The organism is Niallia sp. CD-39 (assembly GCF_059874745.1).
This window is the reverse complement of sequence record NZ_JCBCPS010000006.1, coordinates 93,232-109,943: the sequence shown is the minus strand read 5'-3', so window position 1 is coordinate 109,943 and position 16,712 is coordinate 93,232. Positions and strand designations below refer to the sequence as shown.

General features: G+C 38.6%; 17 protein-coding genes. 1 reads left to right on the top strand and 16 read right to left on the bottom strand.

Features of this window, described 5'->3' with window-relative positions; all coding sequences use genetic code 11:
* Positions 1–8: 8 nt before the first annotated feature.
* Complete coding sequence (locus tag AC6F34_RS13870) at positions 9–440, top strand: DUF4395 domain-containing protein (RefSeq protein ID WP_500773131.1); 432 nt, start codon at positions 9–11, stop codon at positions 438–440.
* Positions 441–479: 39 nt separating this feature from the next.
* Here AC6F34_RS13870 and AC6F34_RS13865 read toward each other — a convergent pair whose 3' ends face one another.
* The 16 genes from AC6F34_RS13865 to AC6F34_RS13790 form a co-directional block, all read right to left on the bottom strand.
* The gene (locus AC6F34_RS13865) at positions 480–1,442 is read right to left on the bottom strand and encodes a siderophore ABC transporter substrate-binding protein (RefSeq protein WP_500773267.1); all 963 of its coding nucleotides are present in this window, start codon (positions 1,440–1,442) and stop codon (positions 480–482) included.
* Between the two features lie 134 nt (positions 1,443–1,576).
* A complete protein-coding gene (locus AC6F34_RS13860; RefSeq protein WP_500773129.1) occupies positions 1,577–2,335 on the bottom strand; it encodes an iron ABC transporter ATP-binding protein in 759 nt (252 codons plus the stop codon).
* Complete coding sequence (locus AC6F34_RS13855) at positions 2,329–3,282, bottom strand: iron chelate uptake ABC transporter family permease subunit (protein WP_500773127.1); 954 nt, start codon at positions 3,280–3,282, stop codon at positions 2,329–2,331. The genes AC6F34_RS13860 and AC6F34_RS13855 overlap by 7 nt, the downstream gene beginning before the upstream one ends.
* A complete protein-coding gene (locus AC6F34_RS13850; protein ID WP_500773125.1) occupies positions 3,275–4,225 on the bottom strand; it encodes an ABC transporter permease in 951 nt (316 codons plus the stop codon). The genes AC6F34_RS13855 and AC6F34_RS13850 overlap by 8 nt, the downstream gene beginning before the upstream one ends.
* 311 nt (positions 4,226–4,536) lie before the next feature.
* The gene (locus AC6F34_RS13845) at positions 4,537–5,319 is read right to left on the bottom strand and encodes a serine hydrolase (protein WP_500773123.1); all 783 of its coding nucleotides are present in this window, start codon (positions 5,317–5,319) and stop codon (positions 4,537–4,539) included.
* Positions 5,316–6,326: an ABC transporter ATP-binding protein gene (locus tag AC6F34_RS13840; protein WP_500773121.1), complete on the bottom strand. Its 1,011-nt coding sequence runs from the start codon at positions 6,324–6,326 to the stop codon at positions 5,316–5,318. Before AC6F34_RS13840 ends, AC6F34_RS13845 begins: the two co-directional genes overlap by 4 nt.
* Positions 6,327–6,341: 15 nt before the next feature.
* Positions 6,342–7,262, bottom strand: a complete 921-nt coding sequence (locus AC6F34_RS13835; RefSeq protein ID WP_500773265.1) for a C40 family peptidase — start codon at positions 7,260–7,262, stop codon at positions 6,342–6,344.
* On the bottom strand, positions 7,246–8,352 hold the full coding sequence (locus AC6F34_RS13830) for a mandelate racemase/muconate lactonizing enzyme family protein (RefSeq protein WP_500773119.1): 1,107 nt from the start codon (positions 8,350–8,352) through the stop codon (positions 7,246–7,248). Before AC6F34_RS13830 ends, AC6F34_RS13835 begins: the two co-directional genes overlap by 17 nt.
* A 13-nt stretch (positions 8,353–8,365) precedes the next feature.
* Positions 8,366–9,286 carry a S66 peptidase family protein gene (locus tag AC6F34_RS13825; protein ID WP_500773117.1) on the bottom strand — a complete coding sequence of 307 codons (921 nt, stop codon included), beginning with the start codon at positions 9,284–9,286 and terminating at the stop codon, positions 8,366–8,368.
* A 94-nt stretch (positions 9,287–9,380) separates the two neighbouring features.
* Positions 9,381–11,021 carry a peptide ABC transporter substrate-binding protein gene (locus AC6F34_RS13820; RefSeq protein ID WP_500773115.1) on the bottom strand — a complete coding sequence of 547 codons (1,641 nt, stop codon included), beginning with the start codon at positions 11,019–11,021 and terminating at the stop codon, positions 9,381–9,383.
* Between the two features lie 116 nt (positions 11,022–11,137).
* Positions 11,138–12,133, bottom strand: coding sequence for an ABC transporter ATP-binding protein (locus tag AC6F34_RS13815; protein ID WP_500773113.1), 996 nt, complete (start codon positions 12,131–12,133; stop codon positions 11,138–11,140).
* Positions 12,134–12,138: 5 nt separating this feature from the next.
* Positions 12,139–13,092, bottom strand: coding sequence for an ABC transporter permease (locus AC6F34_RS13810; RefSeq protein ID WP_500773111.1), 954 nt, complete (start codon positions 13,090–13,092; stop codon positions 12,139–12,141).
* Entirely contained in the window at positions 13,092–14,024 is a 933-nt protein-coding gene (locus tag AC6F34_RS13805; RefSeq protein WP_500773109.1) for an ABC transporter permease, read from the bottom strand. The genes AC6F34_RS13810 and AC6F34_RS13805 overlap by 1 nt, the downstream gene beginning before the upstream one ends.
* A 12-nt stretch (positions 14,025–14,036) precedes the next feature.
* Positions 14,037–14,861 carry a D-aminopeptidase DppA gene (dppA, locus tag AC6F34_RS13800; protein ID WP_500773107.1) on the bottom strand — a complete coding sequence of 275 codons (825 nt, stop codon included), beginning with the start codon at positions 14,859–14,861 and terminating at the stop codon, positions 14,037–14,039.
* A 137-nt stretch (positions 14,862–14,998) separates the two neighbouring features.
* On the bottom strand, positions 14,999–15,316 hold the full coding sequence (locus AC6F34_RS13795; protein ID WP_500773105.1) for a DUF3870 domain-containing protein: 318 nt from the start codon (positions 15,314–15,316) through the stop codon (positions 14,999–15,001).
* Between the two features lie 160 nt (positions 15,317–15,476).
* Positions 15,477–16,682, bottom strand: coding sequence for an alanyl-tRNA editing protein (locus tag AC6F34_RS13790; RefSeq protein WP_500773103.1), 1,206 nt, complete (start codon positions 16,680–16,682; stop codon positions 15,477–15,479).
* Positions 16,683–16,712: the final 30 nt, after the last annotated feature.

The following is a 16,712-nucleotide window of genomic DNA, read 5'->3' as shown; positions in this document are numbered from 1 at the left end:
TAATAAAGATGGAACAAACTGTACGTTCAATTCCTAGACCGCTTGTCCGCACAAACCAGTGGGTTATTTTCTTAAGTGTACTACTTACTTGGCTTACAGAATACCCATGGATTTTAGCCATCCCATTATTCGCTGGATTACTTGGGCTTCTTTTTGATTTTCATCCGATCATGCGCTTTGCCCGTCTGTTTCTAAAGAAAGATCCGAAAAGCTATGTTCCGGAGGATTGGAAGGAGCAGCAATTTAACCAAGTGATCGCAGTCGTGTGCCTCTCGCTTGCTCTTGCTAGCTTTTTAATCGGTTGGAACATTGCTGCATATATCTTTTCTGCTATGGTAGCTATTGCTGCATTCGTTGCCATTTTTGGCTTCTGTGTTGGCTGCTATATTCAATATCAATATAAGCAATTCAAATATAGACGTTCCATCAAAAACACATAAAACCAGAGTAGCAACACGCTACTCTGGTTTTTTTACAACTTATAGTCCGTTTTCGATTTCTTTAATCATCTCAGCAACAGAGATTAATCCGCCACCAGATAAGTACCAGTAATCAGGGCTTAAATATACAATGTTTCCTTCTTTAAATGCAGTCGAATTGCTTACTACAGAGTTTTCAACAAGCTCTTTTGCTGAAGACTCTCCACCTGTAACTGCTGCTCCACGGTCTACTACAAATAAGTATTGAGGATCTTTTTCAACGATAAACTCTGGAGAAATTTGATCACCATGAGTCGTCACCTTAATTGTCTCATCTACAGGGCTTACTCCTAATACATCATGGATGATTCCAAATCTAGAACCTGCTCCATATGCAGATAGGTTTCCTTCATTAGCAAGAACGATTAAACCATTGATATCTTCTTCAGTGATTTTTGTATTTAATGCTTCGATTGACTCATTGATTGCAGCAAACTCAGCTGCAACTTCATCTTCTTTTTCAAAGATTTGACCAAGTACTTGTAAGTTTTCTTCAAAAGATTCCATATATCTTGAAGTATCTAATCCAACAAAGATCGTTGGTGCGATTTTTGATAACTCATCATACGCTTCAGACTGTCTTCCAGAAATGATGATTAAATCTGGTGCGATTTCATTGATCTTTTCAAAAGCAGGCTCTTTTAAGCTACCTACGTTTTCATATTTTGCATCTTCATATTTAGAAAGATAAGAAGGAATATTCGCTTGTGGAACACCTACTACTTCTACTCCTAATTTATCCAAAGTATCTAGTGCACCAAAGTCAAATACTACAACTGACTCAGGGTTTACATCTACTTCAGTTTCACCTAATTGGTGAGTAATTGTTAGCTTTTGTACTTCTTCTGTTGTATCTTCTCCACCTGTATTGCTTTCTTCTGGCTCATCTGCATTTGAAGAACCACATGCTGCTAGAACCATTGCCATTGCAGCTAATATTAGAAACATTGATAACTTTCTTATCATGATTACTTTCACCTCTAGAAAAATTATATTATTTCACTATCATTTGCTCTATAAACACACAACTTAAGTTGAGGGCCCATTCAACAGAAGTAAGCTATGTGCCATTATCAAGTGATAGATCGAAACCGATATTAGTTAAATACCATACAAAATTTTTGACAATTAAACTCGTGAATTGGAATATCCATATCATACACTTCTTTTAAGACAGACGATGAAATGATTTCATCAGTCTCGCCTGCTCTTACAACCTTGCCATCTTTTAGTGCAACGATGTAGTCAGAATAACTTGATGCAAAGTTGATATCATGGATGACGATGATGACGGTTTTGCCCATTTCTTGAGTCAATCTTCGAAGCACTTTCATAATTTGCACAGAATGCTTCATATCTAAGTTATTGAGCGGTTCATCCAAGAGGATGTACTCCGTATTTTGTGCTATGACCATCGCGATGTAAGCACGTTGTTGTTGCCCACCGCTCAGTTGGTCTAAGTATTTATCTTGAATATCAGTAAGTTCCATATAGGAAATTGCCTTATCAACATGTTCCCAATCTTCCTTTGATAAATTCCCTTGAGAGTAGGGGAATCGGCCAAATGAGACTAACTCTTTGATCGTTAGACGAATGGTAATATTATTTGATTGTTTCAAAATGGATATCTTCTTTGCTAGGTCCTTGCTTTTGCTTTCCTTTAATCGCTTTCCTTCAATCGTAATATCGCCTTCGTCAACAGAGATGAGACGACTGATCATAGAAAGCAATGTACTTTTACCCGCTCCATTTGGGCCAATAAAAGACGTAATCTTTCCTTTTGGAATCTTTACAGATACATCTTCTACAACTAGCTTTGTTCCATATTTTTTTGAGACACTCATTACATCTACCATTTTTTATTCTCCTTTAATAGAAGATAGATAAAGTATACGCCACCGGCAAAGTTAATAATGACACTTAAGGTTGTTGAGAAAGTGAAGACCCTTTCAACGATGAGCTGCCCACCTACAAGTGCGATGATACTAATTAATACAGCACCAATAATTAAGTATTTATGTTGATACGTTTTTAAAAATTGATAAGCCACATTTGCCACAAGCAGGCCTAGGAATGTAATCGGACCAACCAATGCCGTTGAGATAGAGATTAAAATCGCTACAACGATAAGCAAACGCTTAACTACATAGTCATAATCCACTCCAAGGTTTACCGCATGTTCTCTACCAAGTGACATGACATCTAAGTATTTCACAAACCTTAAGAAGTAAAGGCCTGTTAACACAATGATTATAATCGATAATGTGAGTAAGTCTGTATTAATGTTATTAAAGCTTGCAAACATCCTATCTTGAATAAACATAAATTCATTCGGATCGATTAGAACTTCCATAAACGATTGAATGCTGTTAAAGAAAGTACCAAAGATAATCCCGACAAGGAGTAGGAAATAGATGTTTCTACCGCCTTCACGGTTAAATAAAATCTTATATAGCAACATGGCGAATAGAACCATGAACCCTACAGAAATCAAGAAGTTTACGTTCTTGTCAACGACTGTCGTGCTTGCAGAGCCTAATATAAAGATTAATGTTGTTTGAATAAGTAAGTACAATGAATCCAAGCCAATAATACTTGGTGTTAAAATACGATTGTTTGTTATCGTTTGAAAGACGACTGTAGCAAATGCGATGACTGCCCCTGTAATCACAATTGCAAAGATGATTTTTGCTCTTCTCGGCAATGCATAATCCCAATTGCTTCCTAGACCTTGAAACACGAAGATTAAAATCAAGACGATTGCCAAGACTGCAAGGAGACCAATTTTTGTATTCTTACTCATATGCCTTTCTCCTCATAATCAAGTACAAGAATACTCCACTTCCAATGACACCAACTGTTACACCAATTGGAATTTCATACGGGTAAATGACTAGTCGACCAAATATGTCACATGCTAGGACAAAGACAGCCCCAAGTAATGCCGTATGTGCAAGACTATTCTTTAAATGGTCGCCTCGATAAATTGAGACGATGTTCGGGACAATTAAACCGAGGAATGGAATCATTCCAACAGTAAGTACTACAGTAGTTGTTACAAGAGCAACAATAACTAAGCCGATATTTACGACTTGTTTATGATTGAGGCCCAAATTAACAGAGAACTCCTCACCCATACCAGCTATTGTAAATTTATTTGCATATAGATACGCAACAATGAGCAATGGAATACTGAAATAGATCAATTCGTATCTACCTTGTATCATCATAGAAAAATTACCTTGTAACCATGAAGACATATTTTGGACGAGATCGTTTTTCAATGCGAAAAAAGTTGTAATAGAACCAACCACATTACCAAACATTAAACCCACTAATGGGATAAAGATGGCATCCTTAAACTTGATTCGATCCAAAATCTTCATAAAGATAAATGTTCCTAATAAGGCAAAAGCTGAAGCGACTAACATTTTCACAAAAGGACTTGCTGCTGTAAAAAACATTAGTGAAATTAATATACCAAACCTTGCTGAATCAAGTGTTCCAGCAGTAGTTGGTGAAACGAACTTATTTCTTGTTAATTGCTGCATAATTAAACCAGCAATACTCATACTCACGCCTGCTATGATGATACTTACTAATCGTGGAATTCGACTTGTAAGCAGAATATGCCATTCATCTTCTGTCATATTCATTAGCGTTAACGGACTAATATCCTTGACCCCGATAAAGATTGAGGACACAGATAAGAGAATGAGTGCGATCACTAAGTATCTCTTCTTCATGACTTCCCCTAATTTCTCTCTTAATCTACTTATTAATAAGAATCATTCTCAATGAAGGTGATAAAAATTATTGATAATGAATCTCACTATCAACCTCACTTAATATTTAACTAAAAAAACGTAGTAAAGTCAACGATTTAATGTGAAAAAGCATAATAATTCACGAAGTGTTCAATAAATATTGCTTCCCCATTTAATTAATAATTTTCTAATAATTGGATTCAATTATACGTTTCGAAGCGATTACGGGGCACTTTTCGTCCCTTTTTAAATCTTGTGAACACAAAGAAAGATCTACCTTCATTGATAGATCAAGTGACTAAATATGTATATAGACTTCTGCTTATATGCTCGAATGTATTCCGACCATGATCGAACGGTGGTAGTGTATCAATTAATACAGCAATATAAGCTTTTTTCTGCTTAAAGGAGATAATTGCACAATCATGGTGCAGTCTTGTGAGTTCGCCCGTTTTATTGTAAAGGTTGACCTTCCCAAGATCCATTGCAGAACCAAGCTTATGCGTAAATTGTTGTTTTTTCATAATAGATAAAGCTAGTTCATTGCTCTTTGCTGTTAGAAAACTCCCCTCACCTATTGCTTTTAAGCAACTTACCATGTCCTTTGCAGTCGTTACATTATCCATTCCTTCTTTAATCGCTGCAAAATCCATAAGCTTCCGTGATAGATGCGTATTCTTCATGTTTAGGTCATGAATCGTAGATTGAATGACTTCTACGCCAATCCGATCGATGAGCAAATTTGTCGCCATATTATCTGAAACGATGATCATCAACGTCATTAAATCCTTTACATTCAACACTGAATTCTTTGAGAGACTGGAGAGAACCCCCGCCCCTCCTACATAGCTCGTATTAGAAGAAGAGATCCGTTCACCCAATTGAAGCAAGCCTTCATCATATTGTCTTAACCCAGCAAGCAAAATCGGCACTTTAATTAAACTAGCTGAAGGAAATAGAACATCTTCATTAAATGAAAATTCCCCTTCATCTGTTTCAAGATAAACGCTAATTCGTCCTTGCGATGTTTCAACAATTCTTTCGAACTCTTTCTTTAACAAGGAGAAGCTCATTTGCTTACCGCTACCCTTTCATGATCATGCCCACCAGTTAAATGATCATCATGCAGATGACAAGCGACGAAATGATTTTCATCCATCTCTTTCCACTCAGGCTTAACGGTTGCACACACTTCCATTGCCATCGGACATCTTGTTCGAAAAACACAACCGCTAGGCGGATTCATTGGACTAGGCAGCTCTCCTTCTAATATGATTCTTTCACGCGTATCCTCCACGTCAGGATCAGGAATAGGAATCGCTGATAGAAGCGCTTGTGTATAAGGATGAAGTGGATTTTTATAAAGTTGATCACTCGTTGTCATTTCCATAATATGACCTAAATACATAACGGCAATCCGATCGCTTATATGCTTCACCATTGATAAATCATGAGCAATAAACAAATAAGTTAACCCTTTTTCCTGTTGAAGTCTTTTCAATAAGTTAACGACTTGTGCTTGTACAGATACATCTAATGCAGATATTGGTTCATCAGCTATAATAAACTCTGGATCTAACGATAAGGCACGAGCAATTCCAATGCGTTGCCTCTGTCCACCACTAAATTCATGTGGATAACGATTGGCATGATCACGACTTAATCCCACATCCTCTAGGAGTTGATACACTCTATCTAATCGTTCTTTTCCATTCTTATAAAGCCCTTGAACCTCCATTGGTTCACTTATTATCTCTCTAACGGTTGAGCGCGGGTTTAAAGAGGCGTAAGGGTCTTGAAAAATCATTTGCATTTTCCTATGAAACAGCGATTTATCCTTTCCTTTTAAGGAATGAACACTTTTATCTTCAAACAAGACATCCCCATCTGTTTGATTGTAAAGGCCGATTATTGTTCGTCCTGCTGTCGATTTCCCACAGCCTGACTCGCCAACAATTCCGAACGTCTCACCTCTTTTGATGGTAAATGATACATCATCAACCGCTTTTAACGTTTTGCCATTTCCCATATCAAAGTACTTTTTTAAGTTTTTAACCTCCAACAATATTTCATTGCTCATGTCCATTCCCCCATCCTACCAGTAACGTCTTGCTGCACAAAGTTCTTTTTCATAAACCGTATCTTTTAGTTCGATAACCTCAACTGTTTTACCTGTGTTTGGTGAATGAAGCATTTGTCCGTCTCCATAATAGATGCCAACATGATGTAGTGCACCTTTGCCCTCTTCATATGCGAAGAAAAGTAAGTCACCTGGCTCCAACTCATGTAATGCCACTTCACTCCCTGCTTTCGCTTGGTCTTGCGCATCACGAGGAATCAGGTAGCCGTTCGACTTATATGCATTATAGCTTAAGCCTGAACAGTCGTAGCCAAAGGAACTCATTCCACCCCATAAATACGGTAACCCTTTAAACAATTCAACCGCATCAATAATTGATTGACCGTCATTCGACCTTAAAGATGATAGTGAATCAATGATCTTCACATCTTCTGTCTTCAAATAACCAGATCCATCATCTGTTTTCACTTCTACCCACTCTTGATCATTCGTAATTACAGGTACATAAGAGAGATAACTTAATGCAAACCGTTCCTGCTTCTTTGCATCATAGAGGTTTGCTGATTTCTGTTTGACAATCGCATACTTTGCAGCAGTTGACCAGCCTACCACTTTCTTTAGTTGATCAAGAGGGATCCATCCAGGGTAGCCCCTATCATCTTTAGATGAAGCTTGATTTGGAAGCAGAACCTCTGCCCATTTTCCTTCTATTGAGACAACGATTGCTTCTTCACCATACAACGCTTGAGTTTGTACAAGGTTCTGATTGCATAGTTCAAGTCTCGTCTCATATGTTAATTGCTCTAACCAACTGACCATATTAGCACGTTCGGTAATCGCAAGCTCGTCTATTGAACGTGGTGAGTGCGGTGTTGTCCAAACCGTTGCGACAGGTACGGTTACAATCCATGTTACTTCTTTATCCAATTGATACACCTCCTGTTTGCTGAACATCAACATTCTTAATTCCTAAACCTGGATCCATGCCTAAAGTGATTTTTCTTCCATTATATTGAATGCCACCAACGACTATATCTTTCGCCAACATGAGTGGTGCATCGAAATCAAATCTCGTTATATTCTTCTTACTTGCTGCAAAATGAGCGGCAGCTGAGATCCCAACCTTTGTTTCAATCATGCTGCCTACCATACATTCAATTCCGCTTATTTCTGCAAGTTGATTGATCATTTGTGCTTGATAAATGCCACCTGATTTCATGAGCTTAATATTGATGAGATCTGCACTTCGTCTTTTAATGACTTCTAATGCTTGTTTAGGTGTAAAAACACTTTCATCTGCCATAATAGGCGTATCTACATGATCGGTTACTTGTTTCAGTCCGTCCAAGTCCCATGCTTTTACAGGCTGCTCTACAAGTTCAATTTGTAAATCCAAATCTTCCATTCTCTTAATAACATAGATCGCTTCCTTAGGCGTCCACCCTTGATTCGCATCTAAACGGATTTTAATGTTATAGCCTACCTTTTTACGAATTTCTTTAATTCGCTCAATATCTATTAAATGGTCATCTTTTCCGACCTTTACTTTCAATACATTAAAGCCAGCTTGTAAATACTCCTCGGCATCGGATGCCATTTCATCAGGGTCATTTACACTGACTGTAAAATTCGTTTCAATCGTGTCTTTATATCCACCTAAAAACTGATAAAGCGGATAACCACTTTTCGTTGCCATACAATCATAAATAGCCATGTCTATAGCTGCTTTCGCACTTGTATTTCCAATTAATATTGTTGAAAGCCCTTGAAAAATTGATTCATAGTTTTCTAAGCTTTTTCCAAGTAAAAATGGTTTTAAGACATCGTGAATAGCGGAAACAATGCTATGAATGCCTTCCCCAGTAATTACAAAGGTTGGTGGCGCTTCTCCCCAGCCTACAATCCCATTGTCGCACGTCATTTTTATGACAACCGTTTCTGCAGTATGCACTGTACGTAACGCCGTCTTAAATGGTTTCGTTAATGGTACTGCTACTCGATATGTTTCTATTCTACTAATTTTCATTCTCATTCCACCCTTATTTGACACCACTGTCAACAATCAACAATTGCTTTTTTGCATCTAGCTTCGCATTTACCCCTAATGGAACGGCAAAATGCGGTGAACAATGTCCTATCCTAAATCCTTTTATCGCGGGTTTATTTGCTAGCTTCATATAATGCTCAAGTACCTCTTCAAGGCTTAAAGTTAATTGTCTCGTCGGCTCACAGCTATTAAAGTCACCAATTACAAAGCCTGCTGCCTCTTGTAACTTGCCCGCCATATGTAGTTGATTTAGCATACGATCAATTGATCTTGGTTCCTCATGAATGTCTTCAATTAAAACGAGTTTGTCTTTTGTATCAATCTCATAGTTCGTTCCAATTGTACTTGCAAGTAAGCATAGATTTCCTCCGACTAATTCACCTTCTGCAACCCCATCAACCATTGTTTCTAAAGCGCCAAGGTCATGCGGGTAAGTCAGTGTGTCTCCAGTAAATAGCTGATTCATAAACAACTTTGATCGTAGATCGGCATCCACCTTACCAAAGTCTGATGCAAGCATCGGCCCGTGAAAAGTGACCAAACCTGTTTGTTGTCTTATGGAAGTATGTAAAAAGGTGATGTCACTATAGCCCCAGAAAATCTTCGGATTTGCTTTGATTAGGTCATAATCAATCATTCCTGCAATTCGAGCCGTTCCATAACCGCCTCCTGCACAAATAATCGCTGAGATCGTTTGATCAGAGAACATATCATGCAAATCTTGCAATCGCTCTTCATCCTTACCAGCAAGATAACCATATTCTTCTTCTAAGAAGTTGCCGAGTACAACCTCTAAGCCTAGTTCATGTAAAAATTGCATTGATCTTTGTAAGTTTTCTTGATTAGGTGGACTTGCCGGTGCAATGACACCCACTTTATCCCCTTTGCGTAATCGCATTGGACGAATATTCATGATTAAATCTCCACCTTATTGTGTCTTTTTTTGAAAGAGGGATGTTCTGTTGAACACCCCTCCCCATCTAAACTGCTCAATCCCAAGTCATCTTCTATTCTGTTTTGTCAGCCCACTTCAGTTCAATATAACCTACTGGATGACGAACGATGCCAGAGACAGCCTCGTTTTGAATATATGCTTGGTTGTAGAAATAAAGTGGTACGATTGGCATTTCATCAAATAGAATTTTCTCTGCATCATACATCATTTCGAAACGCTTCGCTTCATCAGCTTCATTCTTGGCATCTGCAATCAGTTGATCATATTCTGCATTTTCCCAACCAGTACGGTTCATGTAATGACCTGCTTGGAAGTTTTCTAAAAAATTGATTGGATCAGCATAATCTGCTAAGAATGAGCTACGAGAAAACTGGAATTTCAAGTCTGTTTGCTCTTGTGCAAACACTGCCCATTCCATATTCGCTAATTTCACTTCTACATCTAATACTTCTTTAAACATACCTTGAAGTGCTTCTGCAATGCTTTTATGTTGCTCACTTGTGCTATACGTTAAAGTGACTTCAGGCAATTCTGTATAGCCTTCTTCCTCCATCCCTAGCGCTAGTAATTCTCTAGCCTGTTCAGGGTCTGGCGTAATTAAATCGCCATTTGTTTCACGGAAGTCATTTCCATTCGCATCAGGGAAACCATATGACACAAATCCATATGCAGGATTTTGCTGTCCTTTTACGACATAATCAACAATATCTTTTTGATTAATCGCTAAAGCGAATGCTTTACGAATGTTTTCATTTTGGAAAGGTTCCATTGTTAAGTTGAAACGATAGAAATAGTCTCCAGCCTGCTCATCGACTTGAACTTTACCTTCTGCAAATAATTGGTCTGCAAGCTCCGCCGGTACACTCGCTGTATCTAGCTCTCCGCTTTGGTACATTTGATAAGAAGTATTCGAATCATCGATCATTGCCCAATGAACTTTATCTAATTTTACACTTGCAGCATCCCAATATTGCTCATTTTTCTCCATTACAAAATGACTATTATGGGCCCACTCTGTTAACTTAAATGGTCCGTTTCCTACAAAGGTATCTGCCTCTGCATGCCATTGCGGGTTATCTGTAGCAACTGCTTCATTGATAGGGAAGAAGTTCGGATTTGTAATGACACTTAAAAAATATTGTTGTGGGCTGATTAATGTTACTTCGAAAGTTTTTTCATCAACCGCCTTAACAGCAACATCATCAACAGATCCTTCGCCACTGTTATAAGCTTCTGCACCAACAATAAAGTAACCTAAGAATGCTGCTGGAGATCCCACTTCTGGATCTAGCATACGCTTCCAAGCAAACTCAAAGTCCCCTGCTGTTACATCATCACCGTTTGACCATTTTGCATCTTCACGAATATTGAATGTATATGTCTTTCCATCTTCTGAAACATCCCAGTCTTCAGCGATTGCTTTTTCTGGTTCGTGTGAAGGTCCTAAACGTGTTAAACCTTCCATTAAGTTATTTAATGCTTGCCATGAAACTGAATCGAAACCTATCGGTGGATCAAACGATGTCGGCTCTTGACCATTGTTTAACCTAAGCACCTTTTCTCCCGTTTGTTCCGTTGCTTCACCCGGGTCGTCATTCGGTGTTGGTTCTTCACCTGCATCTTCATTTGCAGTACAAGCAGCCAACACAAATGCAAACAGCCCTACAATAAAAATTGACAACAGCTTTTTCATGCGATTTTCCCCCTTGATTTTTATTCTTTTGTCACTTTTTGTTGAGTAGAGAAGTGACTCTCTACAAAAATATTAAACTTTTATAAAGGGTAAGCATCTCCTTTATAAAAGGCTAATTACTTCATCACTACGAGCTTTTTTGCCCTTTCATCCTGTAACCAGCAATCCACTTCATGTTCTTTGCTTAAATGTGTTTTGAACGGGTACGCTTTTGTACACACTTCCATTGCATAGTCACAGCGTGCTGCAAATGGACAACCTACTGGAGGTGCAAATAAATCAGGAGGAGATCCGATAATTGGGATGAGTTCTCCACCGTCCAAATCTAAGCGAGGAACAGAATTTAACAATCCTTTTGTATATGGATGTTGTGGCTGATAAAAGATTTCTCTTCTCGTCCCGGTCTCAACAATTTTCCCTGCATACATAACAGCGATTCGATCAGCAACTTGAGCGACAACCCCTAAGTCATGTGTTATTAAAATGATTGAGACGCTCGTCTTTTGTTGAATCTCACGGAACAAATCGAGAATTTGCGCTTGGATTGTTACATCTAAAGCAGTTGTCGGTTCATCTGCTATCAACACTTCAGGCTCACAAATCAAAGCCATTGCAATGACAATTCTCTGTCTCATACCACCGCTAAATTGATGAGGGTGATGCTTTAACCTCTCTTCCGGGTTCGGAATCCCAACTAAATTCAGCATTTCCACTGCTTTTTCTTTTGCTTCACTTTTCGATATATTTTCGTGTTGAAGAATGCCCTCCATAATTTGATCGCCAACTGTTAACGTTGGGTTCAATGCAGTCATCGGATCTTGGAAGATCATTGAAATATCTGCACCACGGATTTTTTGTAATTGCTTCTCTGGAAGCTTCGCCAAGTCCTTGTCTTTAAATAAAATCGAACCGTGCGAGATTCTTCCAGGCGGAGATGGAATTAAGCGCATAATGCTTTGTGAGGTGACACTCTTCCCACAGCCAGATTCACCAACAATGGCTAAGGTTTCTCCCTTATTAAGGTGAAAGTTTACCCCACGAACGGCTTGAACTTCTCCACCGTATGTATTAAAGGTTACATATAAATCTTTTACTTCAAGGATTTTTGACATCACTATTACCTCCTTAACCTTGGATCAAGTGCGTCTTGTAAACCGTCTCCAAGTACATTGAAGGAGAACATCGTTAACGAAATAAATAAGGTCGGGAAGAATAAATTCCACCAATAGCCTGTTAAGATAGCTGAAAGTGCATCATTAGCCATTGAACCCCAACTCGCTAATGGAGGAGAGATTCCTAATCCTATGAAACTCAAAAACGCTTCAGCAAAGATGGCAGATGGAACAGTTAGAGTCATTTGTACAATAATTGGCCCCATAGTATTCGGCAACAAATTCCGTGAAATGATTCGTGGTGTTTTTGCGCCGAATGATTTTGACGCCATGACAAATTCATAGTTCTTAATCTGTAGCACCTGCCCCCGCACAATCCGGGCCATACCGACCCATCCGGTTATCGTCAATGCAAAGATGATTGCGAATAAGCCTTGATCCATGACTACACTTATTAAAATAACAACGAGCAAATATGGAAGCCCATATAATACTTCAACAATACGCATCATAAAGTGATCCGTTCTTCCGCCTTTGTATCCTGCAATTCCGCCGTAAATCACTCCAATAATAAAATCGATTAAAGCAGCAGCTACCCCAACGAATAAGGAGACCCTTGCTCCCATCCATACACGGGAAAATACGTCTCTCCCTAAACTATCTGTTCCAAACCAATATTCAGTGGATGGTGGCTGATTTTGGACTTGGAATTTTTGCGCAGTAGGATCATGTGGAGAAATCATCGGTCCAAAGATCGCCATAAAGGTTAAGAGGACTAGAAAGATTAAACCACCCATTGCCAGTTTATTTTTTAATAATCTTCTCCAAGCATCCTGCCAGTATGAAAGCGATGGCCGAACGACTGCCTCTGCGCTTTCTTCGTCTTTGTCCTTTGATACAAACCATTCATCTGGAATATCATTGGCTCTATTAGGATGTTTGCGATCATGTAGTTCCATCAGCTTCCCTCCTTACGATGCAGCTTTATGCGTGGATCTAGGAAACCATACGCAATATCAACTAAGAACAACATGATGATTAAGACAGAGCTATAGAAAATCGTTGTTCCCATGATGACAGGGTAATCACGTTGATTAATGCTCTCAACGAAGTATCTCCCCATACCTGGAATTGCAAATATTTTTTCGATAACAAACGTTCCTGTTAATATTCCAGCGGCTAATGAGCCAAGGATGGTGACAACAGGCAATAATGCATTCTTTAAAGCATGTTTGAAGACAATTTTTACAGGTGACAACCCCTTTGCTTTAGCAGTTCGTATGTAATCCTGTGTTAATACTTCAAGCATGCTTGACCTTGTTAATCGAGCAATAATGGCCATAGGTCCTGTCGCTAATGCTAAAGTTGGCAAAACCATATGCATCGGGCTTGACCATGTGGCAACAGGAAAGATGGATAGATTAACAGCTAATTGCTGGATAAGGATTGTTGCTAGTACAAAATTCGGGATAGAAATTCCTAATACAGCAAAGGTCATCGCCATATAATCTATGACACCGTTATGACGCAGTGCTGCAATCACACCGAGTGTAATTCCAGATACAATCGCAACCACTAAGGTGAACAATCCAAGTTCAAGTGAAATCGGGAACCCTCTTCCTAATAGATCATTCACACTTTGATTAGGCTTTTTAATCGATGGACCAAAATCAAAGGTAACGACAGACTTCAAATAGTTTAAATATTGAATTGGTACTGGTTTATCAAGGTTATAAAAGCTCTCTAAATTCCGTTGTACAGCTTCACTTGTTGCACGCTCTTCATTAAATGGAGATCCTGGGATCGAGTGCATTAAAAAGAATGTCATAGTGATGATGACCCAGAGGGTAATAATCATCGCAAGGAGGCGCTTCAAGATATATCGAATCATCCAATCAACCTCCTAACAAAATTTTGTGCCAACAGCTAGCTCAATCATTACCAACATTGCTCGATAAGCTTCTAATATATCCTTTGCTTCAAAACGGACAATTGTTGACCCTTCTTCCAGTACTGTACCTGGCATGAGCGCTGCCCATTCCGCTTGACCATAGTTTGCAAATTCAATTCGTAATACTGGCTTTTCAGGTGGAGTGAGCGGTTTAACAAGCTCTTTATTCTCTAATGCATGAGCTAATTTTTCACGAATCAACTCGCCAGCCTTCGCCGGTGTTAATGATTTAACTGCTGAACGTGTAATCGTTTCTTTTACAGCGGCAGTTGTAATATTCGGGATTAGTTGTTCTGCTTCAAGCGCTGCCTGGTCATCACCAACAACGAGTATTACAGGTACACCATGATAACCAGCAACTAGAGCATTAAAACCCATCTCTCCGATGGCTAAATCATTGATATACATATTCCTTACACCAAAGATCATCGAGTGGGACATGACTCCTTTCATCGAAGCACGAGCATGATACCCAACAAATACTGCCCCACCAAAGCTTGAATCCAGCCCTTCGACCATTGAATACGGTTTGACATCACCCGTGATTAGCTTTGTTTCAGGATGAAGCTTTTCTATTAATAGATTATTCATTTTTGAATGGCTGTCATTTACTAGCACTTCTGTACATCCTCTAGCAAATGCTTCTGTAATCACATGGTTTGCTTCTTCTGTCATGATGAGTCGACTGCGTTCATAATTATGCTTTGCCGAGTCTACATGTGTATGATCCGCTAAACCAGTAATACCTTCCATGTCAACTGATACATATAACTTCATGCTTTTCCCCCACTTTTATCTTATTTTTATGTAAGAACTTCTAACAAAATAGCTTTTGATATAAAAAAATCCAGCTGCCAAGGAAACAGTGGGTTTCAGGCAGCTGGATTTTATCTGCGTTAAACAGAAAAAGCAGCTTAATCATTTATTATTTGCATGTATTTGAGATGTGCATTTTTAAACGCAACCATCAGCGCCTTTTGAGAGGACCCAAAATAGCGATTCTCGATTTCTTGTAAAATAGTGTCTACTTCTTTCATTGTTTTCCCTACAAAGATCGATCGAATAAACTTCGATGTTAAGTCAATTGTAGAGGAACATTCAGCATCAATAATCTCCGCTGTGTCACGTTCAACAACAAACGCAGTAAAGAATCCATTATACTTCTGTGTAATCGGATTATTAGAAGCAGTCTTGCTTTCACCGATTATATAAATTGTATTTCTAGTATACATTTATACTTCCTCCTGAGAACACGGATATTACATGAGGTGTTTATGTGACGAGCATAAACATTCAATATAATGCATGACCCATACTAGAATTGTAATACAACAGGACAACGATGACAATAATTTTTATAGACTTTTCTAAAAATTAAATATATTTCTACTATTAACTACTCAACATTTGATCCAACGTTTCATCGCTAATTCTTACTAAATCTTCAAGCGTGAATGCAGTTGGCATCCCGCCACCTTGAGCCATTTTTGCATTTCCACCACCAGTACCATTTATCAACGGAAAAATGGATTTTGCAAATTCGTTCATCTTCATAGGAACAGCTTCCCCACATCCACCAACGAATTGGATCTTTTCGTTCTTCTCCGTAAAAATAATCGAAATAGCACACTCGTTTTTCGAAATAACCTCTCTTGTGAGCTGTTGTAAACCTTTCATCTCTTTTTCATAAACAGATTGAATGATGCATGTAAATGGTCCTTTTTTTACTGCTTGTTTAAGGAGATCCTCTGCTTCATAAGATAAGAGCGTCTTTCTAAGATTATTAATTTGGGCTTCTAGTACTTTTCTTTGATTGATCAATGCTACAGTTTGGTCAACCACATTTGCTTGTGGCACATTCAGAATCTTCGTCATTTCTTTCATATATGTATAGCTGGTTTCTAACTGGGTTCTAACACGATCTCCACATATGAACGTAAGACGGATATTTCCTCTTTGTTTTTCCCAGTCTAATAATTTTATCATCCCGACTTCCCCTGTAGATTTAGGGTGGGTTCCACCGCAGCCATTGTAATCAAATTCAGGAATAATGACGAGTCGAATATTCGATTCCACCTTCGGCATTTTCCTCAATGGGTAATGATCAAGCTCATTACGTTCAACCCATTTGGTTTCAATTAAACGATTTTCACGGATAATTTCGTTCGCTAAATGTTCAGCAGCATCTGCTTGATTCTTTTTGAGTTCCTTTACAGCTAAGTCGATTGTGACACTTTCTTTTCCAAGATGGAATCCTACTGTCTCCATTCCGTATAACTCTTCAAAGGCGGCAGAAAGGATATGCTGCCCACAATGCTGTTGCATATGATCAAAGCGCCTTGCCCAATCAATATGCCCTGTTAAGAATGATTCGGTTATTTCTTCTTTTACATAATGACGGATCTCCCCATCAACCTCTTCAACATCTACTACTTTCACATCATTAAGAACACCAGTATCGTGAGGCTGACCACCACCAGAGGGATAAAAACTTGTTTTATCGAGTACAAGATAAGGTCTGCCATCTTCCTTCTCACGTGTAATGACCTTTGCAGTGAATTCTTTCATATAAGCATCTTCATAATAATATTTTCTCATTCTCTTCCTTCCCCCAATCGATGCATCTAT